The following is a 25,676-nucleotide window of genomic DNA, read 5'->3' as shown; positions in this document are numbered from 1 at the left end:
TCCCGGCAAGTTTATTGCTGAAGCGCTCTTGTTCCGATCGAACGAAATCGCGGATGCTCTGCCAGTATGGAACGCTTCATTTCTTTTACAACCGGGTGATCTGACTTTAAAAACCGATCTTTCTCGTAAAGCCCGGTCAATTGGCCGTGATCTAAAATACCTAGTGTATCACTTAATTGATAGGCGGCTTTTAAATCATGCGTTATAAAGAAATACGACATTCCAAAATCGTTTTTGAGCTCTTTTAATAAATCCAATATAAGCGTTTGGGTTACCATGTCCAGGCTGCTGACAGACTCGTCCAATACGATCAGCTTCGGCTTGAGCGAGACTGCTCTTGCAATATTAATTCGCTGCAATTGGCCGCCGCTGAATTGATGCGGATATTTTGTTAAATCCTCTTCAGTTAAGCCTACTCTTTCCAACAGCTCGATAATGGTCCGTTTTTGCTCGGCGATTGTGAGCCTTTCATAGTTTTCCAGCGGTTCTGCTATGATTTGTTCCGCCGTCATTCGCGGGTTGACGGAAGAATATGAGTCTTGAAAAACAGCTTGAAGGTCGCGGCGGATTTTCCGCCGGATGGATTGCTCGGCTTTATATAGATCATGACCTTGAAAAAAGATTTGGCCTGATTGCGGCCGTTCCAAACCGAGCATCACTTTTCCCAATGTGCTTTTCCCGGCTCCGCTTGGTCCAATCATGCCCAGACATGCGCCTTCTTCAATTGAAAAGCTGACATTGGAAAGGACTTGTTTCGATGGAGCTTTCCATTTGAACAATTTGCGCGCCGTATAATGATGAGTGACGTCTTTCACTTGTAATAAACTCACTTGTTCACCCCATATCAAATGCAGGTCTTCTTCATACTGACTCAAGTGGCAAGTTGATCCATTGGCAAAGTCAACCGTGCACTTAACAGCTTCTTTGTATAGTCATGTTTTGGTTCATCAAACAGCTGAAACACATCTCCATTTTCTACAATTCTCCCATTCTGCATCACAGCGACTTCATCGGCCATTTCAGCAATGACGCCCAGATCATGAGATATAAGCAAAATCGCCGTGCCGAATTCAGATCGCAAGCCGTCTAAATATTTCAGCACCGTCTTCTGATTAAACACGTCGAGCGCAGTTGTGGGTTCATCCGCAATAAGAACGGCCGGCTCCAGGCATGCTGCAATTGCAATCATGACCCGTTGAAGCATTCCGCCGCTTAATTGAAAAGGGTAAGAATGCAAAAGTTTAGCGGGGTGGGGGAGGTTTACATGATGCAGTGCTTCGGTCGCGAGCTCTTTCGCCTGTTTTTTGCTAAAAGATGTATGAGAGCGAATCGATTCGATCATTTGCTGGCCGATCGTAAAAACGGGTGTAAAAGCGTTCATCGGATTCTGCATAATATAGGCTATATCTTTGCCGCGGATTTTACGCATGTCCTGTTCTGCTAATCCGTTCAATTCCCGGCCCCGCAATGCAATACTTCCTTCCACCTTGGTTGTTTTTGGATCAAGCGTCTGAAGAATAGACATGCTCGTTACCGTTTTTCCGCAACCGCTCTCACCAATTAAACCAAGAACCTGTCCGCGCTTCAGTTCAAAATTAATCCCTTGAACGATAGTTGAATTTCCTTTTTGATTGTGAACCTGCACATGCAAATCTCTGACTTGAAGTACTGTTGATTGTTCTGTTCCCAACTTCCTCATTCCTTTTTATCATCGACGTTTGACGCCGTATTGATCTGATAAGGCTTCGCCCAATAAATTGAACGTCACAACGACAACCATGATCATCAGCCCTGGATAAATCATTAACTCGGGGTTCGTCCGAATATACGATTTACCTTCATGAATCATCGCTCCCCATTCAGCTGCCGGGGGCTGGACGCCTAATCCGAGAAAAGACATGGCGGAGATATCCATAATGGCCCAGCCCATTTCCAACGTGCCGATGACGACGAGGGGAGGGAGGACATTAGGGATAATATGCTGTTTAATAATTTTCCATTGGGAAGATCCATTGATTTTTGCCGCCGCAATAAAATTCTCCTCTTTCAGACTAAGCACCATTCCTCTAAAAATTCTTGCATAATAGACCCATTGCACAAGCATGAGGGCCACAATGACTTGAGGAAGTCCAGGACCGAATATGCCCACGAGGCCAAGAACTAAAATTAAGTTCGGAAAGGCCATCACACCATCGCAGCATCTCATTAACAGCTGATCAATCCAGCCGCCTTTATACCCTGAGATCGTCCCGATTATGAGGCCGATAACGAGTGAGGAAATGAAAATGAGCATCGCGAATCCAAGAGAAATCCGGGCGCCGTACAAAAGGCGGGATAAGTTGCATCTTCCCAGATGATCAGTTCCTAAAGGAAACGTCCAGGACGGAGGCTGCAGCTTATAGACCAAATGGACATCAGCAGGGTGATGCGGCGCAATCCAAGGGGCGAATACAGCGATGATAAAAAGGACGGTTAATATGATGGTGCAGATTGCGATCACTTTTGGGCCTTTGAAAATCTTGCGTATACTTATCATCGATGCTGTCCTTCTTTCCTTGAAATGCGCGGGTCAATATACATTTGAATGAGGTCAACAATTAAGTTGCTCAATATAAAAAAGGCGGCGGCTAAGAACACATAGCATTGAATGACAGGGATGTCCCGATTGAAAATGGCCTCAATAAAATAACGGCCAAAGCCCGGCCAAGAAAAAACGACTTCAACAATAATTGTGCCGGTGAGCAGCTTGCCAAGGTTCATTCCCAGCCCCGTAATCATCGGAGAAATGGCCATTCGCAATACATGTTTGGCCATAATGTTCATCCTCGTCATTCCTCTTATGCGAGCAAATTGCACATAGGGTTCTTGCAGGTTTTCGATGACACTTGCACGGAGCAGCCTTGTATACATCGCGATTAAAGGAAGCGCCAAAGTCATCGACGGCAGTACAAGATGCTGCCATGTCCCGATTCCCTCTACCGGCAAAAGGTCTAACTGAACAGAAAAGAAAAAACCCAGCATATACCCTAACCAAAAAGTCGGGATGGATGCTCCGAAAAAGGAAATGAAGCGGCTGATATGATCAACTGCACCGTTTCTTTTAATTCCCGCTAAGAAGCCTAGCGGCACACTGACAAGCACCGCAATCATTAAACTCCCAAGCGCGAGCTCGATCGTCGCCGGCATTCGGTGTGCAACTTCATCCCAAACCGGCTGATTCGAAACATAAGATATGCCAAAATCAAGTTGGCATATCTTCAATACAGAGTTTACATATTGAATAAAGAATGGCTGATCCAAGCCAAACTCATGTCTTTTTTGCGCTAAAATTTCATCGGTTGGCTGGATATGTGCTGCGGCTAAGTATGCTTCAGCTGGGTCAACCGGTGAGAGATGAATCATTCCAGTTGTGAGAAGTGCAGCTAAAAGAAACACTGGAATAATAGACATGATTCGTTTCAATATATAGTTGCCCATAAAAGCCTCCTAGTGTTGCTGCTTGATGCGAATCCCTGTAAATGGATGTTCGTCACGATTGGCAGGGAACGTAAAGTTGCTGATATTCTTTTGATATATCGCCGTCTTTTTAATATAAGAAACAGGAACGATGGCTCCCTGGTCTTGAAGGGATTTTAAAATAGATGAGTAAAGCTCCTGCCGCTCTTTTTCATCAGTCGTTTGAGGTACCTTTGCCATCTGCTTGATCAGCTCGTCCTTGTTTGGATAGGCTGAAATCGCTTCATTAAATCCGAATCCTTTGGAGGAGACAATGTTTAAAAATGTGTGCGGGTCATAAGGCGCACCATAGTTGCTAAAGAAGTTCATATCAAACTCATTCGCTTTAAACCGTTTGACTTGGGTTGCCAATTCTACACCTTCAAGATTCAGCTTTACCCCGATCGCCGCCCATTCTGCCTGCAGCGTTTCGGCCATTGTTTTTTGAATGGATTCCGCTGAATCATACATTAAACTAAATTCAAGAGGCTTTCCGTCTTTCTCGCGCACCGTCTTGCCATTCGGAAGCTTCCAGCCTGCCGCATCTAATAGCGCTTTTGCTTTCTCTGGATCATAGTTGATTTGCTTTACATCAATATCAGACGTGTATGGGAAGTCTGTCGGCAAAATATGATCTGCTTTTTCTTCTAACCCGGAGGTGATGCCTTTTACCAAGGCTTCTTTGTCAAAACCATAGTGGAGGGCTTGACGCACGCGCTCATCAGAGAGCTGTTCTTTTTTCGTATTCATGACAAGCTGTCTCGTCGCCACCGGTTCAGAAAGGCTTGTTTCATATTGGCCTGTCGCTTGCAGCTGCTTGAATGCATCCAAACTGATAACGCCTTCGCCGTAAATGAGGTCAAGCTCGCCTTTTTCAAATGCAAGCACCCTTGTTTCGGCGTCCGGGATGACTTTCACCTTGATTTTCTCGACTTTTGGCTTTTCACCCCAATAATGTTCATTGCGTTTAAAAACCGCATATTCATCAGCTTTATGCTCTTCCAATACCCACGGGCCCGTACCTACCGGTTTTGCGACACCCTTTGATGTATCGCCGTCCTTAGGGAAGCCGGCTTCTCCCAAAAACCGGACCGGCCGTACTACGGCTAGTTCCTGAATGGTCGGGTAATATGGTTCAGTTAATGTCAATTTAAATGTATGATCATCGATTACTTCTGTTTGGGCTATTTTTGAAAGAAACCCTAACCAGCTGTGTAATTCAGTATGTTTTAAAATGGAATCAAAATTCTTCTTCACAATTTTTGCATTAAACGTTGTCCCATCTGAAAATTTTACATTCTTACGTAAATGAAACGTATATACTTTACCGTCATTTGATATATCCCAAGATTCGGCTAAATGCGGTTTAAGCTTTCCTCCCGCTTCATAGGTAACCAAAGGTTCATATACCATCGACTGGGCAAATAATTGGGAAGGATTATACACATGCGGATTCATCTCGCCAATATCTCTAGGCCAAGCCATTGTGACCATGTTTTCATGCGTTTTCTCTGTTGAATTTCCTGAGGTTGTACATCCGGCCAATAAAATAGAAAAGGCGAGCATTAATACAAAAGTAATTTTAATTTTCGAACTAATCCTTCCGCTTATCATGCTTTGTTTCCTCCTAAATGAAGTTGATAATCATTTTCATTCTATGCAGGAAGCATACCCTTGTCAATGTAAGATATAGGAACTGCTTACATGCTGCGGAATGGGGAAGCGGCGGCATCCCGTGAAGAACGAGCGCAAAGAGGGGGAGGCGAAAATGAAGTGGCGAAGAATGAACTTTTTATTAAAATGGATTGTAAAAACGAAGCAATCAAAGTACACTTAATGATAATGATAATCATTTACGATTGAGGGTGTAAACTCATGACATATACCGGGAGTGAAGAGCGATGAGCAGAAATGAAGTGTTTGATGTGACCGTGATCGGCGGAGGTCCGGCCGGTTTATATTCCGCCTTTTACAGCGGACTGCGGGGAATGAAAACGAAGATTATCGAATATCAGCCGATGCTGGGCGGAAAGGTTCACGTATATCCTGAAAAAATGATCTGGGATGTCGGGGGGCTAACGCCGATTTCCGGAGCCAGGCTGATAGAACAGATCGTGCAGCAGGGGCTAACATTTCATCCTGAAGTGCTGCTGAATGAGAAAGTTGAATCGATTGCCCGCAATGAAGAAGGGTTGTTTGAGTTACATACGGCTGCCTCAGGGGTGCATCTGTCCAAGACGGTCATCGTTGCCGTGGGCGGCGGCATCCTCAATCCGCAAAAGCTTCAGATTGAAGGAGCAGAGCGCTTTGAAGTGTCCAATCTGAATTATACGGTCAAATCGCTGCACCATTTTAAAGATAAAACGGTCATAGTATCAGGCGGCGGCAATTCGGCTGTCGATTGGGCCAACGAGCTCGAACCTGTAGCGAAAAAGGTCTACCTCGCTTACCGCAAAGATGCGCTCAGCGGGCATGAGGCCCAGGTGGATCAGCTGCTGAACAGCTCGGTGAGCTGCTTCTTCCATACACAGATTACCAAGCTGATCGCTTCGGAAGATCATGAGGTGATCGAACGGGTCGAGCTCACGAACGCTCAAACCGGTGAGGTGATGGAGCTGCCTGTCGACGAAGTGGTTATCAACCACGGCTATGAACGCGACACCTCACTGCTGGAGAACAGCCGACTTCATATTACCAGGGTTGATGACTATTATATTAAAGGTACCGCCAACTGCCAGTCTTCCGTGCCCGGACTGTATGCGGCAGGGGATATTGTGCATTATGAAGGCAAGCTGCACTTGATCGCCGGAGCGTTTCAGGATGCGGCAAACGCGGTCAACAGCGCCAAGCGCTTTATCGATCCCGAAGCACACAAGAGTGCGATGGTGTCGTCACATAATGAGGTTTTCAAAGAGCGCAACCGCGAGCTTGTGAAGAAGATGTTCGTGTAGAAAAGGAACGTTTCCGCCGTGGGAGCGGCTGATTCGTCGAGGGGATCTTGGAGATATGCCAAGATTCTCTTTTTATTTAAACCAGCCTTTTTCCTTTGAACGGGTAATGGCTTCGATCCGATTTTTGACCTCAAGCTTTTCAAGAATCATTGAGATATAATTTCGCACGGTTCCGCTTTTGATGCTGAGTTCTTGGGCGATTTCTTTTGTGTTTTTTCCGTCAGCCACAAGTTCGAGCACTTCTTTTTCTCTATCTGTGAGGGGATTGGCCTCACTGTACATGTCTTCCATCAATTCAGGCGCATAGATCCGCTTTCCTTTCATGACGCTGCGGATGGCGCTCACAAGCTCTTCGCTTGGGCTGTCCTTTAACAAATAGCCTTTAACACCTGCTTTAATGGCCCGCTGAAAGTAACCGGGGCGGGCAAAAGTGGTTAAGATAATAATGTTGCAGCCTGTATCCTTTAGTTCCTCAGCAGCTTCAAGTCCCGTTTTTCCCGGCATTTCAATGTCCATAATGCATACATCAGGCCGATGTTTTTTTGTGAAATCAACGGCATCCTGTCCGGTTGTGCCTTTGCCGACGACTTCCATATCATCTTCTAAATTCAGTAGTGATCCTAAAGCGCCCAAGAGCATCTGTTGATCTTCCGCAATAAATATACTAATCATGCAAGCCATCCTTTTTTGTTTATTTTGAGTTATTAGGAATTGACATGGTAAGCTTGGTGCCGTTTTTTGTATCAATGTGAAGGCTTCCGTTTGCAAATTCAAGCCGTTCTCTCATGCCAAGCAAGCCGTGTCCTTTTGAAAAGTACTTCTCTTCACCTTGAAACGTTCCATCGTCAGTCACTGTAATGACAACTTCCTTCCAGAGCTGCTGGATGTCAATGCGGCAGGTTTTAGCCTGACTGTGTTTGACGACATTAGTGACAGCTTCCTTTAAGCACATACTCAATATGTTTTCATTAAGCAATGAGATATTTTCCGGCAATTTTTCTTCTTCATAGATGAACGCAATGTCGGCTGCTTCAAGAATTTGTTTGATGTTGATCATTTCATCCTTGAGCCGAATGCCTTTCATGGAGGATACAATTTTTCTTACTTCATTTAAAGAAGTTCTCGCAGTTTGCTGAACGCTTTTCAGTTCACGCGCGGCTTGATCGGGATCTTTGTAAATTAATTTTCTCGCCAAGTCGCTTTTTAAACCGATCAGAGACAGCTTTTGCCCAAGTGTATCGTGAAGGTCGCGGGCAATCCGCTGCCGCTCTTCTAATTTTACCAAATTGGCAATCCGTTCATTAGCATACTCGAGTTTTTCTTCGAGGCGTTCGCGCTCCTTGCGGCTTCTAATACTGAACGGCAATAAAATCGCGCTGATGAGAGTGATGACCACAAAAGGAATTTGTGTCAGAAAAAATTCTTTTTTTAACACGAGACTGAAGTTGGCAGCGACGGCTGCGCTTATTAAATGAACATAATATAAAATGTGAAAAGGGGCTCGTTTTTTTATGTTCCCTATAAAATACGCGATAAAAAAAGCAAAATAAATATAGCTGAACAGCATAATCGAGGCGGTTGAAATGCCGATTAATATAAACGCCCACAAATAAATGTCCCAGCCTTTTGAAACAAAAGCAAATCTGTATACCGCAAAAAATAAAAGTGTCAAAATGATGCCGACGACGATGACAAGGGTAGATGATGATTGCATGATAAAGTAGAAGGGCAGGATGAAAAATATCGTCCATATATACGGTGAGATCCCGTTAAGTTTTTGAAATGCAAAGTGCTTTTTGAACATGATATAACCTCGTTTTCAGCTTTTCATCTTTAGAGTAACTTTACCATTGCCTGAGCCGGATTGCATCATCCGACAATAAATAAGGAAGCCTTCTTGTTGATATAAGAAGACCTCCTCATCGTCAGGCGTTCTTTCGCAGCTTCTGTTTTTCCGTTGAATCCTGCGGAAGATGGGAAGATGTTTGTTTCATGTCCCGAAAGGTTACAAACTGCTTTTTTTCTTCATCCCAAAGCCGGAACGCGAGTGATTGCAGGCTTGTTTTTAAAGTGATGGTCGGGACGTTTTTTAGTGGTTCGTGCTGCTCATGTGCGATTTCAAGTTTATAGTTAGGCACCTTTGGGCTCAGATGGTGAACGTGGTGGTACCCGATATTGCCTGTAAGCCATTGAAGCAGTTTCGGTAGTTTATAAAATGAACTTCCTTCCACAGCCGCCTGAACGTAGCTCCAGTTTTCATCCGCTTCAAAATAAGAATCTTCAAATGTATGCTGAACATAAAACAGCCAAACGCCGATCGAACCTGAGATCAGAAAGATCGGACCCTGTACGAGCAAGAACGATTGCCAGCCAAAGATCAGGCAGCAAACAGCAGCCAATGCCGCGATTGCAAGGTTGGTAAGGTATGTGTTCACACGTTCCTTCCGTCTTGCACCTTTTTTGTTAAAGCGGTTTGTGATCAGAAAGACATAAATTGGTCCGAGAATAAACATGATAAACGGATTTCTGTAAAGTCTGTATGCGATTTTTGTGCGTAGAGGTGCGGCTTTATATTCGTTTACCGTCAGCAGCCAGATATCGCCTGTTCCGCGTTTATCTAGGTTGCTGCTTGTCGCATGATGAATCGAATGGCTGTGCTGCCATTGAAGATAAGGAAATAAAGTCAGAACGCCTGTCAAAAAGCCGAGAATGTGGTTAAGGCGTTTTTGTTTGAAAAAGGAAAGATGGCAGCAGTCGTGAAAAATAATGAAAATTCTCGTCAAAAACCCTGCGGCAATCACCGTTATTCCTAATGTAAGGAGGTAGGAGACATCGAGGCTGAGGTAGGCAAGAAACCACAGTCCGAAGAAAGGAATAAACGTATTGAAGAGCTGAATGAGACTGTTTTTGGTATCAGGCTGGGCAAATGCAGCAACCTGTTTTGTTAACTGTTTTTGTTTGTGTGTGGTGGTTTGTTCAGTCATAGTAAAGTTATCCTCTCATAAATGGGTCTTAAGTTAAGTTTACGGTACAGAGAGATGTCTTTGTAGTAGCACACATCATGCTTCAAACATGACACTTGTCATGTTTCCTTCACCCGAATGGATAAGAAGATTGACAATGACATGATGGGCAAATCCGCATGATGATATGGTGAATAATGGAATCTGGAAAAACGCGATGATTGATTAGTTAAACAAAGTTCTTTTACAATGATGTGATAGATGTTCATTGTTTAGTCATTTCATAAGGGGAGAATTCATATGTCACGAATGGAAAATAAAACATTTAATTGTGAGAAGGAGCTGACGCTCAACATTATCGGCGGTAAGTGGAAAATGCTGATTTTGTGGTTTTTAGGAAAAGAAGGTACGAAAAGGTTCGGAGAATTAAAAGCTTTGATGCCCGGCATTACGCAAAGAATGCTGGTGAATCAGCTGCGTGAATTAGAAGAGGATCATATTGTACATAGGGAAGTATATCCGGTTGTTCCCCCAAAAGTTGAATATTTCCTAACGAAACAAGGAGAAAGTTTAATGCCTATATTAGAGGCGATGTATGAATGGGGTAAAAATTATATAGAAACGAACTTTTCAAAAGATGATGAATAGAATGGTTGACTTTAAGATACTGTTTTGGAGACAGTATCTTTTTCTGTACCATATGAGGAAAAGTATAGTATGTAAAAAAAAAGTGCGTACTATTAATGGAATTTTCCCCTTGTTATACTCTTGATGTAACAAAATATGAAAAGAATAATCCGCGGAATTCTTAATTCAAACAGGAGTGATTGTAAGTGGAATTACAGTTAGCATTAGATTTAGTCAATATACCGGAAGCCATCGAAGTAGTAAAAGAAGTAGAAGAATACATTGATATTGTAGAAATCGGTACGCCGGTTGTGATAAATGAAGGACTCCGTGCAGTGAAAGAGATGAAAGCCGCTTTCCCGAATTTGAAAGTGCTGGCAGACCTTAAGATTATGGATGCGGCGGGGTATGAAGTGATGAAAGCATCAGAAGCAGGAGCCGACATCATCACCATTTTAGGGGCTGCTGAAGACATGTCTATTAAAGGCGCTGTAGAAGAGGCGAAAGCGCAAGGGAACAAAATCCTGGTGGATATGATTGGGATTAAAGACATCAAATCGCGTGCTAAGGAATTGGATGAGCTTGGTGTCGATTATATTTGTGTCCATACCGGTTATGACCTTCAAGCCATTGGCCAAAATTCATTTGAAGACTTAATGACGATTAAAAATGTTGTGAAAAACGCTAAAACGGCTATTGCAGGCGGAATTAAATTAGACACACTGCCCGAAGTCGTTAAATTAAAACCTGATTTGGTTATTGTCGGGGGCGGTATTGCAAATCAAGACGATAAAGCTGCGGCAGCCGCAAAAATGAAGCAGATGATCCAATAAACATGAAGACTTATGATTATGTAAAAGCGATCATCGCAGAGCTTGATCATGCAACGTCTCAAAATCAAGCGGAAGGTATAGAAGACTTAATATCCACTATCATGTCTTCTGAAAAAGTGTTTGTTTCCGGTGCAGGCCGCTCCGGTTTAATGGGGAAATCATTTGCTATGCGATTAATGCACATGGGGATCAATGCGTTTGTAACAGGGGAAACCGTAACACCGGTATTTACCGAAAAAGACTTGCTTATCGTGGGCACGGGATCAGGGAAAACAGAAAGTTTGCTTCATATGGCGGAAAAGGCAAAAGATATCGGAGGCACTGTAGCGACAGTTACGATCTCTCCAGATTCGCCGATAGCTGAAATATCTGACCTGATACTGCAGCTGCCCGGCTCCCCAAAAGATCAAACGACAGGCAATAAACAGACGATACAACCGATGGGCTCGCTTTTTGAACAGACTCTTTTATTGTATTATGACGCTATCATATTGCGAATCATGGAAATGAAAGGGCTGAATACTCATAACATGTATGGAAATCATGCCAACCTTGAATAATAGAAAATCGCCATCCGTAATCTTGGATGGTGATTTTTTTGTATACAAATCTGTTTTTAATATATCATTTACATCTATATTATATTTTTAAAATGTGGATAACGTAAACTGGAGCAGGGACTAAATGGATATATGAAGAAAGGAGCTTATTATGCTTACAAGTTTTAGCTTGGTTGGGTTTATCCCTTTATTTGTTTTTATTATTTTCATCATATTCGAGTTGAGAAAGCTTGTCCCTTTTTTTTAGAAATAAGTAGAGTGTTGATAAAGAAGGAGGCGGTCTTCGTAATTTCCGCCTTAACCGCATTCGATTTCATTTGACTGGAAGACAAAAAAAGCGTTTTCTGATCATGTTATTGTCATGTTTTGATGAACTATTATGTACATACTCATCTCCTAAAGAACGGGTGTCAACTAATTTTTAATAATACAGACCTTATATCTTCGATACTGATAAAGCAGATGAAAAGATTATCAATTGTTGAATATATTTTGGTTATGTGTTATGTTTTTATCAAGTTAACAGACATCATTTCTTGTTATTTTGCTAACGAAATTTAAAATGATCAAAAAGGGGATAAACAAATGCCATTATTACGTTTCGATCTAATAGAAGGCCGTGATGAACAAGCATTAAAAAAATTATTAGATACCGCACACGATGCGATGGTAGAAGCGTTTAACGTTCCGGAGAAAGACCGCTATCAAATTGTCCATCAGCATCCGGCGAATGAGCTTATTATCCAAGATACAGGCTTGGGATTGAATAGATCAAAGGATCTGGTTGTGATTAGCATCACCAGTAAAACAAGAACGGAAAGCCAAAAAGAGAAATTGTACGCTTTACTTGCTGAAAAGCTTGAAGCGGAATGCGGCATTTCACCTGAAGATGTCATGGTGTCCATCACAGAAAATGGAGATGCCGATTGGAGTTTCGGCCTCGGCGAGGCGCAGTTTTTAACTGGAAAGCTGTAAGCGGACAAAAGGAATGTTGACAGGGACATCTGAATCCCTCCAGAAATAGCTAAAGCTGCTGACGGGAAGTCAGCAGCTTTTTTCTTTATATTTCTCCGGGTTTTCGCTTATTTGCTCTTGGCCATTTGTGATGCATTACATACTGAGTCATCGTGTTAAAAATAACCGCCCATTGGTTTTCGGTGAGCGTTCCAACGGTTTTTTCATTGTTGATTTTTAGACTTTTTCTTAAGTGTTTCATTTGACGCGGGGTAAAAATTCCGCGTAAAGCAACACAGAGAGGGATATTCGGCTCCTTTAGCGCGTATTCGGCAAGTCCCCGAAACGCAATATAATGTTTATGTGATAGAGGCGCGTCTTTTTTTCGTGTTATTCTGACCATTGCCGAGTCCACTTTTGGAGGGGGAGAAAAATGCTCTTTCGATATTTCTCTGACAATGCCAATATCAAACCACATTCTCCAAGCTAAAACATAGGAATTTTTAATGAATTTTGATGTGAAACGTTTAGCAGCCCCTTTTTCCATTACGATGATCCCTTTTTGAAATCCGCTTGCAGGATTGTTCAAAAGCATTTTCATGATGGGGGTTGTGATGGCATAGGGAATATTAGAGACCACCACAAACTTTTCTTTTGGTAAATGAATCTTCATGATATCTTGATGAATAATTTTCGTATTTGAATGCTGTGCCGTTTTACGTGTGAGTATATCAACGAATTTAGAATCGTTTTCCACTGCCAATACCTTACCGGCTTTTTGACTTAGCACAGTTGTCAAAGCCCCTTTTCCCGCTCCTAACTCTAAAACCGTATCGTCTATGCTAATATTTGCCCGATCCACAATTTCTTCAATTAATTTTTTATTATGCATCAAATGCTGTCCGGAAAAATTCGGAGATTCCCCGCGGTTTAACTTTTTTCCTCTGTACTTATGATTTTTTTTCTTCATGTTTCCTCTTCCTCTCATCATAAAAAATCACAGGCGGTCTGCCTGTGATTCAGAGTAAAGGGAAGAGCCATCCTTTAAGGATGAAGCCGCGGTATTTCCATAACCAAATAAGCCTTTCTCAGCCGTTAGAAAAAAAGGATTAAACAAAAAAGAAAGGCAGAACGATCCGCCTTTCTACAAATTACAAATTTTATATGCAAATTGAAGATTATTAAAAAAGGACAGACTGATCCCGTTTACTCTGCATACACAAACAGAGCCTTTGAACGTATTTAATTACTGGTTCAAAGTTGGGAAACGAAGTCTCATTGAGTGTGTCATTTTTTAATAATCCTCCTGAAAAGTTAAAGTTACGATCTCATTGTAGGGCATTCTTTGGAAAACGTCAACGGCTGGAATTTTCTTCTCCTTACGAATATCGCAGGGGTTAACCAGGCAGTGTTAAGAATAGGAGTCTGCTAACATTGAAATTATAGATGTGATTGTCTATAATTCAAAATACAAATCGTAATATTTATGATTTGTAAATAACTCATAGAAAAGTGGTGCAATAACATTGAATCAGTCATTCGCATTCTCACGGCATCGCAGACTGCGCTCAACACCGGGTATCCGGGATTTGGTAAGAGAAAATCGGCTTTCCGCTGACGATTTCATATATTCTCTGTTTGTCTAAGAGGAAAGGCGGTCAAAAACAACCCCTTTCTGCTTGTTAAAATGTTTCACATAATAAATATAAATGATATGCAGAGGAAATTTAGTTTTTATCAGACTTAGAAACAAAACAGCCGCTAAAAAAGATGAGGATTATGATGTACCGTTTATGGAGAGCAAAAAACAAATAAAGTTGATTTGTATTGATTAGATGAAGCGAAAGAGCATGATAATGGAATCAAAGAAATGAATTTAATTTACAGAGGGAAGTGAAAGCATGGATTTTGAAACGGTTATGAAGGAACTTGAAGCGCTGGGTACGGAAAATATGAAAAAAAGATACATAACGAATGGTGCACACGAACCGCTTTTTGGTGTGGCTACAGGCAAAATGAAGCCGCTTGCAAAGAAAATCAAGAAAAATCAACCTTTGGCGCAGCAGCTTTACGCTACCGGGAACTACGATGCCATGTATTTTGCCGGCATTATTGCTGACCCAATCACAATGACTGAAGCGGATTTTGAGCGCTGGATCGATGAGGCGTATTTCTATATGCTATCTGATTATGTTGTTGCAGTAACTTTGGCAGAAACCGATTTTGCGCAAGCTGTCGCAGATAAATGGATTTCAAGCGGGGAAGAACTCAGAATGTCGGCAGGCTGGAGCTGTTACTGCTGGCTTTTAGGTAATCGATCGGACGATGAATTTAATGTGACCAAAATTGCCGGTATGCTTGATCAGGTGGAACATGCGATTCACGATTCTCCGGATCGAACAAAATCGGCTATGAATAACTTTATCTACACAGTCGGGATTTCATATTTGCCGCTCCATGAAAAGGCGGTTGAAACCGCAAAAGCAGTAGGCCCGGTCGAACTTCGGCGGGACAAGAAAAAAAGCAGTATCCTGAACGCTTCCAAAAATATTCAAATGGATGTTGAGAGAGGCCGCCTTGGTTTCAAACGGAAATATGTAAGATGTTAGCACAGTCTGCAGTGAAATTTCTAAAAATAACTAGGGAGCGGAGCATGGAAAATAACGTTTTTGAACAGATGGCAAAACGATATGATACAGAAGAAAGAATTGAATTAGCAAAAGTGATCGTGAATGAAGTAAGACAAGAATTGAGAAATAGTCAATCAAAATCTTTAATCGACTATGGGAGCGGTACTGGTCTCATTAGTTTAGAATTATCAGATTTAGTACATTCTATTTTGTTGGTCGATTCGTCAAAACAAATGCTGGAGGTGGCGAAAGCTAAAATTTCTCGCAAAGGAATCGCCAACGCAAAAGTGCTTTATTCAGATTTTACCCAAGAAACTCCTGAACTGAAGGCAGACATCGTTTTAATGTCACTAGTCCTTCTTCATATTCCGGATACGAATAAAATTTTACAAGAATTGTTCGGTGTTTTAAATAATGGCGGAAAGCTCATGATTATTGATTTTGACAAAAACGATAAAATTCAACATCCGAAAGTTCACAGCGGTTTTTCGCACGGAGAATTGAAAAAAAGATTATCCGATGTTGGATTTAAATCAACTGAAATGAAAACATTCTATCACGGCCATCGTATTTTTATGAATCAAGATGCTTCAATGTTTATATCCAGCAGCATAAAGTGATTTCTTGTTTTTGAAATGAAATAGCGGAAGCCGGAAAACGATCCGGCTTTTTCTGCTTCACTTCCCTTCTCCACAAGGTAAAACACATGAAACATCTTCATCAGCGCTCGGGTCCGCGACAGAAGCTTAAAATTTGATTTATCCTCAGCAGTTCAGTATATTATACACATAGGGGTATATGTATTGTGCGGGAGATAGGCTGTTTTGTACAAAAAGTCGTCACAGGCTGGATTCTTAACGAATATGACAGAAATGCAGGACAGTTCATATCCGCATAGTAACGGTTTCGCGAAACTGTTGATAAAAATGATATGCTATCATCATAAGAAAATGGGAGGTTATCTGATGGAATACGATGATCAATTAAAAAATAGGATCAAACGAGTGGAGGGTCAAGTTCGAGGGATATTAAAAATGATGGATGAAGGAAAAGAGTGTAAAGAGCTCGTAAGCCAAATGTCAGCGGTTCGTTCCGCATTAGATCGCGCCATTGGTGTTGTTGTAAGCAGCAACTTGGAGAAATGCGTTCGCCTTCAAATCGAAAGAGGAGAAGATACCGAAGACCTCATTCAAGAAGCCGTTAATTTATTGGTTAAAAGCAGATAGTGTTAAGATGGCTGTTGATAATACAGCCTCTGTATACCCTTAGTTAAAAGAAAACCCCTTAAGGGTATAAAGAGCTGAAACTTATATTTTTTTATTTTTTATATACCCATACGGGTATTAGTATATGGAAATAGGAGAGTTGATCTATGTCAGACCAAAAAGAAAAAACGACCATTGTTTTATTTAGCGGTGACTTAGATAAGGCGATTGCCGCTTTTATTATTGCTAATGGAGCCGCTGCTTATGATCATGAGGTAACAATTTTTCATACATTTTGGGGGCTTAACGCTTTAAGAAAGGATGAACCGGTGCCGGTAAAGAAAGGGCCGCTTGAAAAAGCATTCGGCTTTATGATGCCCCGGGGTTCAAAGAAATTCGGATTATCTAAAATGAATTTTGCCGGTATCGGGCCTAAAATGATCAAACATGTCATGAAAAAGCACGGCGTGCTGTCTCTGCCTCAGCTGATTGAAATGGCGCAAGAACAAGGAGTTAAGCTTGTTGCCTGTACAATGACAATGGACTTGTTAGGCTTGCAAAAAGAAGAACTTATCGACGGTATTGATTATGCAGGAGTTGCCGCATATCTCGGGGATGCCAACGAAGCAAAAGTGAATTTATTTATATAACGGTCTCCAAATTAAACGGTGCTTTAAGGAATAGGGTTGCCGGAGCGATCAAATGGAACTTTGATACTGAAAATGAGTATGGAGGGATGATTGATGAACATCAAATCTGACCGCGTGTTAGATGCGAAGGGGCTTGCTTGTCCAATGCCCGTTGTAAAAACGAAAAAGGCCATGAATGAGTTAGAACCGGGGCAGGTAATGGAAGTGCATGCTACTGATAAAGGGTCTCTTGCTGATATACAGGCATGGGCAAAGGGAAGCGGCCACCAGTATCTCGGGACGACAGAAGACGGAAATATATTAAAGCATTTTCTTCGTAAAGCAGGTCACTCGGAAATAAAGAAAGAAAAAACGTTTCCTTATGTGATTCAAAATGAAGAGCTTCAAAAAAAGGTAGAGGCGGGAGAACGGATAACAGTCGTTGATGTTCGGGAACCTGCAGAATACCGTTTCGGCCATATTCCAGGAGCGATTTCAATCCCATTAGGTGAACTTGAAAAAAGAGCAAAGGAACTGAATAGAGAAGAGAAAATTTACGTTGTTTGCCGTACAGGTAATAGAAGCGATCTGGCAGCTAAACAGCTTGCAGCTAACGGCTTTAAAGACGTTGAAAATGTGGCGCGGGGAATGGAGGAGTGGTCAGGGCCTATTGAAAAATGATCAATAAATTGAACGGCTGCAAAAGTTGCGACCATTGCAACATGTGCCAATGAGATTCTAACATTCTAAGGAGGTTTAGAAGTGGACTTTACAATCATTTCACCAAAAGAAGTAACCGAAAAATTATTAGGAAAAGAATCGTTTTTTATTTTAGACGTACGAAATAAAGATGCCTTTAGTGATTGGAAAATCGAGGGCAGCCGGGTTGAACATTTAAATGTTCCGTATTTTGATTTAATTGATGGTGTAGATAAAATTGCAGGCCAAGTTCCCAAAGATCAAGATGTTCTGGTGGTTTGTGCCAAACAAGGGTCTTCGGAGATGGTTGCACAGCATTTAGTGGATGCCGGTTTTGAAAGAGTTTTTGCACTTGAAGGCGGCATGAAAGCGTGGAGCGAATTTTTACATCCGGTAAAAATCGGAAACTTGAAAGAAGGGGGCTCGATCTATCAATTCGTAAGAATGGGGAAAGGCTGTTTATCCTATTTTATTGAGACTGACGGAGAAGCGATTATAGTTGACCCTGCTCGTACTGTAGACGCATATATAGATTTTGCAAAAGAGAGAAACGTTACGATTAAACATGTGGTCGATACACATTTACATGCGGATCATATTTCTGGCGCACGTTTACTTCGTGAGCGTACAGGAGCCTCATACTACCTGCCGCCAAAAGATGCTGAGGAAGTGCAATTTTCGCATGAACCGTTAATTGAAGGTCATGATGTTTCGATAGGAAACACAAGCATGAAAGTGGAGCCTATCTACTCACCGGGCCATACGATTGGAAGCACATCTTTAATTGTTGATAATCACTATTTGTTAACAGGAGATATTTTATTTGTTGAATCAATCGGCCGGCCAGACTTGGCTGGAAAAGCCGGGGACTGGGCAGAGGATTTACGTAACACATTGCATGAAAAATACAAACAAATATCAGGTGACTTGATTGTGCTTCCAGCTCATTTTTCGTCAGTCAGTGAATTAGGCGATCAAGGGCAGGTTCAAGCTAAGCTGAGTGATGTATATAAAAAGAATGCCGGTTTAAATCTGGATGAAAATGAATTCAGAAGTGCTGTATCAGAAAACCTGCCGCCACAGCCAAATGCCTATCAGGAAATCCGTCAAACCAACATGGGCAAAATAACGCCGGATGCTGACAGGCAAAGTGAGATGGAAATTGGACCAAACCGTTGCGCGGTTCATGGATGAGTATAGATTTGAAGATAGGGAGAGATAAAACATGAAATCAGATAAAGTGATAGATGTTAAAGGATTCGCGTGCCCGATGCCAATTGTGAAAACAAAAAAAGCTATGGATGAATTGCAATCCGGAGAAGTGTTAGAAGTACACGCCACTGATAAAGGGGCAAAAAGTGATCTGACAGCATGGGCGAAGTCAGGCGGCCATGAATTGCTTAAAGGTACTGAGGAAGATGGTGTACTAAAGTTTTGGCTTAAAAAAGGTTAAGGTGATAAAAAGGGGGGACTATTCCCCTTTTTATTGAAGGAAAGGAGGAAAGTCGGTGGACATCTCTTTTATTCTTCTCATATTTTTCATCGGATTTGTTGGTTCTTTTATGTCCGGAATGCTTGGTGTCGGCGGGGCAATTCTTAATTACCCTTTATTATTATATATTCCTGTGTTATTTGGGTTTACAGGCTTTAATGCTCACCAGGTTTCAGGTATTGTCGCAGTCCAGGTTTTTGTTGCAACATTTTCCGGTGTATGGGCTTACCGGAAAGGCGGTTACTTAAATAAAGAACTTATCACCGTTATGGGATTAAGTATTCTGATCGGAAGTCTAGTCGGTGGTTATGGGTCACATTTTTTCTCCGAAGATTTCATAAACTTGGTTTACGGAATATTGGCGATAATCGCCGCAGTCATGATGCTTATTCCAAAGACAGGAACAGAAGGTAATCACAGTGATCACGTTCGCTTTCCGAAGATATTAACCTCAGTAATTACTTTTGCAGTCGGCTTGGCTTCAGGCATTGTCGGTGCCGGCGGCGCTTTTCTGCTTGTTCCGCTAATGTTAGTCGTTTTAAAAATACCTACACGAATCACAATCGCAACATCGCTCGCAGTTACATTTATTTCATCGATTGGAACAACAGCTACAAAGCTCATCATTGGACATGTTCCTATTATGCCGGCTTTGATTATAATAGCTGCCAGCCTAATGGCATCCCCGCTAGGTGTTTTAATTGGCAAGAAGATGAAGGCTAAAGTTCTTCAAGGTATTCTGATATTCGTTATTTTGATTACAACTGTGAAAATCTGGTTTGATATCTTACATTAATGTTTAAAGTTTTCTATATTTTCTGTTTTGAAGGAGGGATTGGATGAAAGAGATTACAGAGCTGACTTCAATGGCGGCAATTGAGAAGTTTATAACCGGTCATAAATTAAGTTTTATATATATATCAAGGCCTCAATGCACAGTCTGTCACGCTGTTCTGCCGCAGCTTAGAGTACTGTTGACTCGCTTTCCAAAGATTAAATTAGGGCATATCAACGCTGATATAGTGAAGGAGGTTGCCGGCTGGTTTTCAGTCTTCACAATTCCTGTGCTTCTTTTGTTTATTGAGGGAACCGAATGTCTAAGAGAAGCGCGTTTTGTTCATTTTGAGCAGCTTGAACAGAAGTTAAAAAGAGTCTATCAGTTGTACGAGGAATAGATAGCTAAAGGGAGGGGCCATGATGTGTCAAAACCCGACTTTTTTTGAACGGTATAAAGAAGAAGGAAAGTCAATGGAAAGCGGCTATTTAAGGCAGATCTTCGACCATTTGCAGGATGGAATCATCATGATGGATCAGGAACGCAGAATTCTGGTGATGAATCCGTCCGCAGAGAAGATGACGGGATGGAAATTAGGTGACAAGGTTCCGTACTGTTCCTACTGCCAAACGAGAAAATTGGAAGCGGGAGAAGAGCGTTGTTATTTGCTGGCCAAGCGGGAAGTTCCTTATTTTCTTTCCTCGATGCCCACATATGAGGGACGATTCGTTGACATGGAGATGAGTACGGCTGTCATTTCTGAAAACGGCGATCAAATGGAAGTTCTTTTGGTCCTGAAAGATTTAACGATAAAGAAAAAGGAAGAGGAAGCGCGGATCTCCAAGCTGGTTCTGCAAAAAACGCTAGAAACTCAGGAAAACGAACACAAGCGGCTGGCCCAGGAACTGCACGATGGCGTAGGACAATCGCTTTATTCGGTTTCAGTAGGTATTCAAGCGATTCAATCGCGCATGGAGCAGGAAGAAACATTTAGAGAGTACATGCAGGAAATCATCGATGAACTGGAAAAAGCGATCCAAGACGTCAAGCTCTACTCTCTTCAGCTGCGGCCGCACAGTCTCGATCAGCTGGGGCTGATTCCTGCTGTCAAGCACCTTGTGTCCAGCTTAAACAAGACTCATCAGGATGTTTCTATTACGTTTGCCTCAAGCAATGTCAGCATTCGCTTGCTGCCGGTTTTGGAAATCAATTTATACCGCATCATTCAGGAGGCGCTGCATAATGCCCTGAAATATTCGCAGGCGACACATATTAAGGTCATATTGTACAAAGAAGATGGCGAGCTTATTTTGATGATTCAGGACAATGGCATTGGTTTTGATCGCGGGCTGACAGAGGAAGGCTTGGGATTCAAACATATGGAAGAAAGAGTCAATCAGATGGAAGGAAGCCTTCGAATTCACTCCGCACTTCAGAAAGGAACGACAATTAAAGTGAAAGTACAGGACAAGGAGGGGAGGGGGAGTGATCAAGGTATTGCTGGTCGATGACCACATGATGATCCGCAAGGGCATCCGTGTGCTTTTGGAAGGTTTTTCTGAAATCGAAATTGCGGGAGAAAGCAACAATGGCAACGAAGCCGTTTTTAAGGCCGGACAGTTGAAACCGGATGTCGTGCTGATGGATTTGTCGATGCCAAACGGGTTGGACGGATTCACAGCGAGCACTGCGATCCGAAAGATGAACCCTTCTGTTAAAATCGTGATTTTGACAATGCATGATAAAGAAATTTTTATCCAAAAAGCGATAGAGGCGGGGGCCCATGGATACGTCTTGAAAAACAGTCATTATCAGTTGCTTTATCAGGCGATTGTCGAAGTGTACAGGGGAAATCTCTATTATAAGACATCTGTATCGCAGGACATCATTGATCAATGGCTGAATTCAGAGTCCCAAAAGCCGCCTTCTGTTTTAACTGTTCGCGAAAAGGAGATTCTCAGATTCATTGTGCTGGGTTATGCCAATAAGGAGATTGCCGATAAACTCTCAATCAGCGTCAAAACCGTCGAAAATCATAAAACAAATATGATGCAGAAATTAAAACTGGACTCGAAACACGAATTAATCCAATATGCGATCAAAAACAAATATCTCGATCTGACGTTCTAACATACTGCCCCTTAACCTTGTCAGCTTGGGAAGACGGTGCTCAAATAAAAGTAGGGGAGTTCCCCTATACAAAAAAGGAAGATGGATGGTAACTTAAAAAACGAGAGACACATCTTTAAGACAAACAGCAACTTTCTATAAACATAAGGGGGTTGACCATGGCAAGACAGGCTCGTTATTCCATTGTCATTGTTGGAGGTGGGACTGCTGGCATCTCTGTCGCCGCCCGTCTCGTTCGGGCTTCTAAAACACTCAAAGGACAAATTGCCATCATTGACCCGCAAACAAAGCACTATTACCAGCCTTTGTGGACATTAGTTGGAGGCGGCGCAGCGAAGAAGGAAGAGTCTGAGCGCGATTTAGCTTCCCTGATTCCTGGCGGGGTCGACTTGATCGGCGATGCTGTAACTGAGTTTCGCCCGAATCAGAACACACTTCTTACAAAACAAGGAACGATCGTTTCCTACGATTATCTCGTGGCGGCAGCCGGTTTGCAAATCGATTGGGACGGGGTCAAAGGTTTGAAAGATGCGGTTGGAAAAAACGGGGTTTGCAGCAACTATTCATATCATACGGTAGACAGCACTTGGGAAAACATCCGCAATTTTAAAGGCGGAACCGCCATTTTCACTCATCCTGATTCTCCCGTGAAGTGCGGGGGAGCTCCACAGAAAATTATGTACTTAGCAGATGACTATTTTCGCAAGTCAAATGTTCGCCATCAGTCGGACATTATTTTCGCATCGGCGAAATCGATCATTTTTGATGTCCCCAAATATGCAAATGCGCTCGAAAAAGTCGTCAGGCGCAAGGATATCCACACGATGTACAAGAGAAATCTAATCGAAATTCAGCCTGATTCAAAAGAAGCCTTGTTCGAAAACTTGGAGACGGGAGAGCAGGAAGTATTAGCATATGATCTTCTTCATGTGACGCCGCCGATGAAAGCACCTCTCTTCATCAAAGAAAGCGCATTGGCGGATGCCGGCGGCTGGGTCGATGTTGATCCGTACACGCTGCAGCACAAAAAGTTTGCCAATGTTTTCGGAATTGGTGACTGTGCCAACCTGCCGACGTCCAAAACGGGAGCTGCAGTTCGTAAACAGGCTCCGGTTGTGGTGCGAAATCTGATGTCCTTGATCAAAGGATCTTCATTAGAAGCAAAGTACGATGGATATACCTCGTGCCCCTTGGTTACAGGATACAACAAACTCGTGCTGGCTGAGTTTGACTATCACAAGGTGCCGCAAGAAACGTTTCCATTTGATCAGTCCAAGGAACGATTCAGCATGTACCTGTTAAAAAGAAGATTGCTTCCCATCATGTATTGGAATGGCATGTTAAAAGGACTGATGTAAGAGGCAAGACAAAGCATGATGCGAACTCAAAAGGACATATTCCGTTAAATGTTTCAAGAGGAGGAATACAACATGTTATTGCGCTATTTTTACGATGAAAAGCTGGCCCATGCATCCTATCTGGTTGGCTGCCAAAAAACAGGAGAGGCAATTGTCATTGATCCCGGCCGCAATCTAAAACCATATTTACAAGCAGCCGAAGATGAAGGGCTAAACATCACAGCGGCCGCAGAAACCCATATCCACGCCGACTTTGTTTCCGGCGCTCGCGAACTCGGCGCTACACATCAAGCGAAGCTGTATCTTTCCGATGAAGGGGACGCAGATTGGAAATACCAATATGTCGATGAATTGAAACATCAACTTGTGAAAGACGGCGATCGCTTTTCCATCGGAAACCTGATGTTTGAGGTTATGCATACTCCCGGCCATACCCCGGAAAGCATTTCCTTTCTGTTGACGGACGGCGGAGGAAATGCGGATCGTCCAATCGGCATCTTTACAGGAGATTTCGTCTTTGTGGGCGACATTGGCAGACCCGATTTGCTCGAAAAAGCGGCGGGGATCAAAGGAACGTCACAATCGGGGGCAAGAGAGATGTTCAAGTCCCTTGGAAAGTTTAAACAACTCCCGGATTACTTGCAGGTTTGGCCGGCTCATGGCGCAGGCAGCGCTTGCGGCAAGGCATTGGGAGCCATTCCAACTACGACTGTCGGTTACGAAAAGATGTTTAACTGGGCAATGGCATACACCGATGAAGAAACATTCGTTAAAGCCTTGCTTGACGGGCAACCAGAACCGCCAAAGTATTTCGCTGTGATGAAACGAGTAAATAAAGAAGGCCCTGCATTGCTTAAAGATCTTTCTGCTGTTCCAGAGATTACATCGATTGAACAAGTGAAAGATTTGCAGGGAAAAGAGCAAATTGTGGATACCCGCACTTCCCGAGAATTTGCTGAAGGGCATATCAAAGGCACAATCAACATTCCATTCAACAAGGCGTTTACGAACTGGGCAGGCTGGCTCATCGACTACACTCGTCCTGTGTACTTCATAACGAATCCGGCAGAAGTGAACGAACTCCTGGAAGCGCTGCGCTCTGTGGGCATTGACAATGCGGCAGGGTTTATGGATCGGGACAAAATCCTGGCAAGCGGTGCTTTTTCACTTGAATCGTACGCGGAGATCACGCCACCTGAGATCGCAAAATTAGTGGATGACGGATTCGTGCACGTGCTTGATGTTCGCAATCTGACTGAATGGCAGGAAGGTCATATTCCAAATTCGCAACACATCATGCTGGGAACGCTCCCAGAACGGCTCGATGAAATTAGAAGAGACTGTCCGATTCTTGTGCAATGCCATTCCGGAGCCCGATCTGCCATCGGAGCCAGCATTCTTCAAGCTAACGGCGGTTTCAAACAAGTATTGAGTTTGAGCGGCGGCATTGTCCAATGGCAGAAAGACGGTCTTGCCATGACAACTTCTTGCAGCGGATTGTAATGAAAGAAAATGTCTGCTCAAGCGCATGGAATAAAGAGTCAAGAGGCCGATTTTGTCTTCCTCCCGGCCTCTGACTGATATTATTTCCGCTTTTCCTTCTCCGTCCGATCAAACTTCTGAAACATCTTCCTTAGTGCCCGCTTTTTCGCGTTTTCTCTTCTTTCGAATCAAGGCCGAAACGGCCGACGATGACTTTTTTCCGTCCAAGATGTCGATACATTCCTGTGGCATACAAAAAGCGATTTGTTGACTTTAGGAAATTTACGTTGACAAAAGTATTGTGCAAAATGACCCCTTTTTATAAAATGTAAAGTAATTATTTGGATATTCAGGGGGGGAGTGTGAAAAAGAAAATGTATTTTTTAATAGTACTGCTTTTTGCAGGTGGTTCTTTTGTGACTCCATATGACTTTGTCTCGGCTGAAGGATTTGTAGACCATAAAACTGCCATTGACGATCTATATTGCTCAGGGAAAAAGACAAGGGAAATTGTAAAAGATGGGCAGGTGCATTTTACGCTGGAAACAACATACCATGAAAATGGAATCGTTGAAGCCATCGTTACGGAAAATAAACATACGACTTATATTCAATATAACCCTGCAACGGGCATGACCTTATTAAATGGTGTAGCATTAGAAACAAAGAAAGAATTTGAAATGGGTTTGTCAGCGTACAAAGAAGTATACATGGGGACTGTAACAAATAATGTTCCGGCAGGCACTTTGGTTGGAGCGGCAATTTCTTTGACAAGTATATGGACCAGGGTTCCTGCGAGCAGAGTAAAACAAACGTTTTAACCCTAACTTCATTGGCTGTAGGAAAGACACTTGATAAATTAAGGGTATTCGGATTATTTGGTGGAAAAGGGC

At 42.6% G+C, this 25,676-nt stretch carries 30 protein-coding genes; 20 read left to right on the top strand and 10 right to left on the bottom strand.

Annotated features, from left to right (window positions below):
* Nucleotides 1-11: 11 nt before the first annotated feature.
* The 5 genes from nikE to nikA are packed head-to-tail and all read right to left on the bottom strand — an operon-like array spanning nt 12 to nt 5,109.
* Nucleotides 12-830 (bottom strand): nickel import ATP-binding protein NikE, encoded by an 819-nt coding sequence (gene nikE, locus ACH97_RS12580; RefSeq protein ID WP_020452339.1) that lies wholly within the window; start codon nt 828-830, stop codon nt 12-14.
* A gap of 41 nt (nt 831-871) precedes the next feature.
* Nucleotides 872-1,690 (bottom strand): nickel import ATP-binding protein NikD, encoded by an 819-nt coding sequence (nikD, locus tag ACH97_RS12575; RefSeq protein WP_020452338.1) that lies wholly within the window; start codon nt 1,688-1,690, stop codon nt 872-874.
* A gap of 18 nt (nt 1,691-1,708) precedes the next feature.
* On the bottom strand, nt 1,709-2,536 hold the full coding sequence (nikC, locus tag ACH97_RS12570; protein WP_023855330.1) for a nickel ABC transporter permease subunit NikC: 828 nt from the start codon (nt 2,534-2,536) through the stop codon (nt 1,709-1,711).
* Nucleotides 2,533-3,477 carry a nickel ABC transporter permease subunit NikB gene (gene nikB / locus ACH97_RS12565; RefSeq protein ID WP_025811088.1) on the bottom strand — a complete coding sequence of 315 codons (945 nt, stop codon included), beginning with the start codon at nt 3,475-3,477 and terminating at the stop codon, nt 2,533-2,535. Before nikB ends, nikC begins: the two co-directional genes overlap by 4 nt.
* 9 nt (nt 3,478-3,486) lie before the next feature.
* Nucleotides 3,487-5,109 carry a nickel ABC transporter substrate-binding protein gene (gene nikA, locus ACH97_RS12560; protein ID WP_020452335.1) on the bottom strand — a complete coding sequence of 541 codons (1,623 nt, stop codon included), beginning with the start codon at nt 5,107-5,109 and terminating at the stop codon, nt 3,487-3,489.
* 287 nt (nt 5,110-5,396) lie between these two features.
* Here nikA and ACH97_RS12555 point away from each other — a divergent pair, with 287 nt between their 5' ends.
* Nucleotides 5,397-6,446 carry an NAD(P)/FAD-dependent oxidoreductase gene (locus ACH97_RS12555; protein ID WP_025811089.1) on the top strand — a complete coding sequence of 350 codons (1,050 nt, stop codon included), beginning with the start codon at nt 5,397-5,399 and terminating at the stop codon, nt 6,444-6,446.
* A 72-nt stretch (nt 6,447-6,518) separates the two neighbouring features.
* Here ACH97_RS12555 and desR read toward each other — a convergent pair whose 3' ends face one another.
* The 3 genes from desR to desA all read right to left on the bottom strand — a co-directional run bounded on the left by desR (nt 6,519) and on the right by desA (nt 9,430).
* On the bottom strand, nt 6,519-7,118 hold the full coding sequence (gene desR / locus ACH97_RS12550; RefSeq protein ID WP_020452333.1) for a two-component system response regulator DesR: 600 nt from the start codon (nt 7,116-7,118) through the stop codon (nt 6,519-6,521).
* 19 nt (nt 7,119-7,137) lie between these two features.
* The gene (gene desK / locus ACH97_RS12545) at nt 7,138-8,250 is read right to left on the bottom strand and encodes a two-component sensor histidine kinase DesK (protein ID WP_020452332.1); all 1,113 of its coding nucleotides are present in this window, start codon (nt 8,248-8,250) and stop codon (nt 7,138-7,140) included.
* 121 nt (nt 8,251-8,371) lie between these two features.
* Nucleotides 8,372-9,430, bottom strand: a complete 1,059-nt coding sequence (gene desA, locus ACH97_RS12540; protein WP_020452331.1) for a Delta(5) desaturase DesA — start codon at nt 9,428-9,430, stop codon at nt 8,372-8,374.
* A gap of 279 nt (nt 9,431-9,709) precedes the next feature.
* On the opposite strand from desA, the gene ACH97_RS12535 reads away from it, so the two are divergent.
* From ACH97_RS12535 to ACH97_RS12520, 4 genes are all read left to right on the top strand, one after another.
* Nucleotides 9,710-10,057 (top strand): winged helix-turn-helix transcriptional regulator, encoded by a 348-nt coding sequence (locus ACH97_RS12535; protein ID WP_048350333.1) that lies wholly within the window; start codon nt 9,710-9,712, stop codon nt 10,055-10,057.
* Between the two features lie 185 nt (nt 10,058-10,242).
* Entirely contained in the window at nt 10,243-10,869 is a 627-nt protein-coding gene (hxlA, locus tag ACH97_RS12530; protein WP_003183787.1) for a 3-hexulose-6-phosphate synthase, read from the top strand.
* Between the two features lie 2 nt (nt 10,870-10,871).
* On the top strand, nt 10,872-11,429 hold the full coding sequence (gene hxlB, locus ACH97_RS12525) for a 6-phospho-3-hexuloisomerase (protein WP_020452330.1): 558 nt from the start codon (nt 10,872-10,874) through the stop codon (nt 11,427-11,429).
* 585 nt (nt 11,430-12,014) lie between these two features.
* Nucleotides 12,015-12,404 carry a tautomerase family protein gene (locus ACH97_RS12520; RefSeq protein ID WP_003183782.1) on the top strand — a complete coding sequence of 130 codons (390 nt, stop codon included), beginning with the start codon at nt 12,015-12,017 and terminating at the stop codon, nt 12,402-12,404.
* A gap of 85 nt (nt 12,405-12,489) precedes the next feature.
* Here the strand turns inward: ACH97_RS12520 and ACH97_RS12515 are convergent, their stop codons facing one another.
* Both ACH97_RS12515 and ACH97_RS24490 read right to left on the bottom strand, forming a co-directional pair.
* Nucleotides 12,490-13,353: a 23S rRNA (adenine(2058)-N(6))-methyltransferase Erm(D) gene (locus tag ACH97_RS12515; RefSeq protein ID WP_025811090.1), complete on the bottom strand. Its 864-nt coding sequence runs from the start codon at nt 13,351-13,353 to the stop codon at nt 12,490-12,492.
* 276 nt (nt 13,354-13,629) lie between these two features.
* Entirely contained in the window at nt 13,630-13,674 is a 45-nt protein-coding gene (locus ACH97_RS24490; RefSeq protein ID WP_105980607.1) for an erythromycin resistance leader peptide, read from the bottom strand.
* A gap of 235 nt (nt 13,675-13,909) precedes the next feature.
* Here ACH97_RS24490 and ACH97_RS23455 point away from each other — a divergent pair, with 235 nt between their 5' ends.
* The 15 genes from ACH97_RS23455 to ACH97_RS12445 all read left to right on the top strand — a co-directional run bounded on the left by ACH97_RS23455 (nt 13,910) and on the right by ACH97_RS12445 (nt 25,604).
* Complete coding sequence (locus tag ACH97_RS23455; RefSeq protein ID WP_315897772.1) at nt 13,910-14,029, top strand: hypothetical protein; 120 nt, start codon at nt 13,910-13,912, stop codon at nt 14,027-14,029.
* Nucleotides 14,030-14,284: 255 nt separating this feature from the next.
* Nucleotides 14,285-14,992, top strand: coding sequence for a DNA alkylation repair protein (locus ACH97_RS12510; RefSeq protein ID WP_020452328.1), 708 nt, complete (start codon nt 14,285-14,287; stop codon nt 14,990-14,992).
* A 44-nt stretch (nt 14,993-15,036) separates the two neighbouring features.
* Nucleotides 15,037-15,633 (top strand): class I SAM-dependent methyltransferase, encoded by a 597-nt coding sequence (locus ACH97_RS12505; protein ID WP_020452327.1) that lies wholly within the window; start codon nt 15,037-15,039, stop codon nt 15,631-15,633.
* A 345-nt stretch (nt 15,634-15,978) separates the two neighbouring features.
* Nucleotides 15,979-16,239, top strand: coding sequence for a metal-sensitive transcriptional regulator (locus ACH97_RS12500; RefSeq protein WP_009327831.1), 261 nt, complete (start codon nt 15,979-15,981; stop codon nt 16,237-16,239).
* 146 nt (nt 16,240-16,385) lie between these two features.
* Nucleotides 16,386-16,868 carry a DsrE/DsrF/DrsH-like family protein gene (locus ACH97_RS12495; protein ID WP_020452325.1) on the top strand — a complete coding sequence of 161 codons (483 nt, stop codon included), beginning with the start codon at nt 16,386-16,388 and terminating at the stop codon, nt 16,866-16,868.
* Nucleotides 16,869-16,961: 93 nt separating this feature from the next.
* Entirely contained in the window at nt 16,962-17,528 is a 567-nt protein-coding gene (locus tag ACH97_RS12490; RefSeq protein ID WP_043054410.1) for a sulfurtransferase TusA family protein, read from the top strand.
* A gap of 81 nt (nt 17,529-17,609) precedes the next feature.
* Nucleotides 17,610-18,740 (top strand): MBL fold metallo-hydrolase, encoded by a 1,131-nt coding sequence (locus ACH97_RS12485; RefSeq protein WP_048350332.1) that lies wholly within the window; start codon nt 17,610-17,612, stop codon nt 18,738-18,740.
* A gap of 31 nt (nt 18,741-18,771) precedes the next feature.
* Nucleotides 18,772-18,999 carry a sulfurtransferase TusA family protein gene (locus ACH97_RS12480; RefSeq protein ID WP_043054408.1) on the top strand — a complete coding sequence of 76 codons (228 nt, stop codon included), beginning with the start codon at nt 18,772-18,774 and terminating at the stop codon, nt 18,997-18,999.
* A 55-nt stretch (nt 19,000-19,054) separates the two neighbouring features.
* Nucleotides 19,055-19,834, top strand: coding sequence for a sulfite exporter TauE/SafE family protein (locus ACH97_RS12475; protein WP_048350331.1), 780 nt, complete (start codon nt 19,055-19,057; stop codon nt 19,832-19,834).
* A gap of 43 nt (nt 19,835-19,877) precedes the next feature.
* A complete protein-coding gene (locus tag ACH97_RS12470; protein WP_043054406.1) occupies nt 19,878-20,213 on the top strand; it encodes a thioredoxin family protein in 336 nt (111 codons plus the stop codon).
* A 19-nt stretch (nt 20,214-20,232) separates the two neighbouring features.
* Complete coding sequence (locus ACH97_RS12465; RefSeq protein WP_043054405.1) at nt 20,233-21,324, top strand: PAS domain-containing sensor histidine kinase; 1,092 nt, start codon at nt 20,233-20,235, stop codon at nt 21,322-21,324.
* The gene (locus tag ACH97_RS12460) at nt 21,299-21,943 is read left to right on the top strand and encodes a response regulator (RefSeq protein ID WP_043054404.1); all 645 of its coding nucleotides are present in this window, start codon (nt 21,299-21,301) and stop codon (nt 21,941-21,943) included. The genes ACH97_RS12465 and ACH97_RS12460 overlap by 26 nt, the downstream gene beginning before the upstream one ends.
* A 158-nt stretch (nt 21,944-22,101) precedes the next feature.
* The gene (locus ACH97_RS12455) at nt 22,102-23,301 is read left to right on the top strand and encodes an NAD(P)/FAD-dependent oxidoreductase (protein WP_043054403.1); all 1,200 of its coding nucleotides are present in this window, start codon (nt 22,102-22,104) and stop codon (nt 23,299-23,301) included.
* Between the two features lie 72 nt (nt 23,302-23,373).
* The gene (locus ACH97_RS12450) at nt 23,374-24,804 is read left to right on the top strand and encodes an MBL fold metallo-hydrolase (protein WP_020452316.1); all 1,431 of its coding nucleotides are present in this window, start codon (nt 23,374-23,376) and stop codon (nt 24,802-24,804) included.
* 341 nt (nt 24,805-25,145) lie between these two features.
* A complete protein-coding gene (locus ACH97_RS12445) occupies nt 25,146-25,604 on the top strand; it encodes a hypothetical protein (RefSeq protein WP_023855289.1) in 459 nt (152 codons plus the stop codon).
* The last annotated feature ends 72 nt before the right edge of the window (nt 25,605-25,676 follow it).

The organism is Bacillus paralicheniformis, from assembly GCF_001042485.2.
GTDB classification, from domain to species: domain Bacteria; phylum Bacillota; class Bacilli; order Bacillales; family Bacillaceae; genus Bacillus; species Bacillus paralicheniformis.
This window is presented reverse-complemented; position numbering and strand designations above follow the sequence as displayed.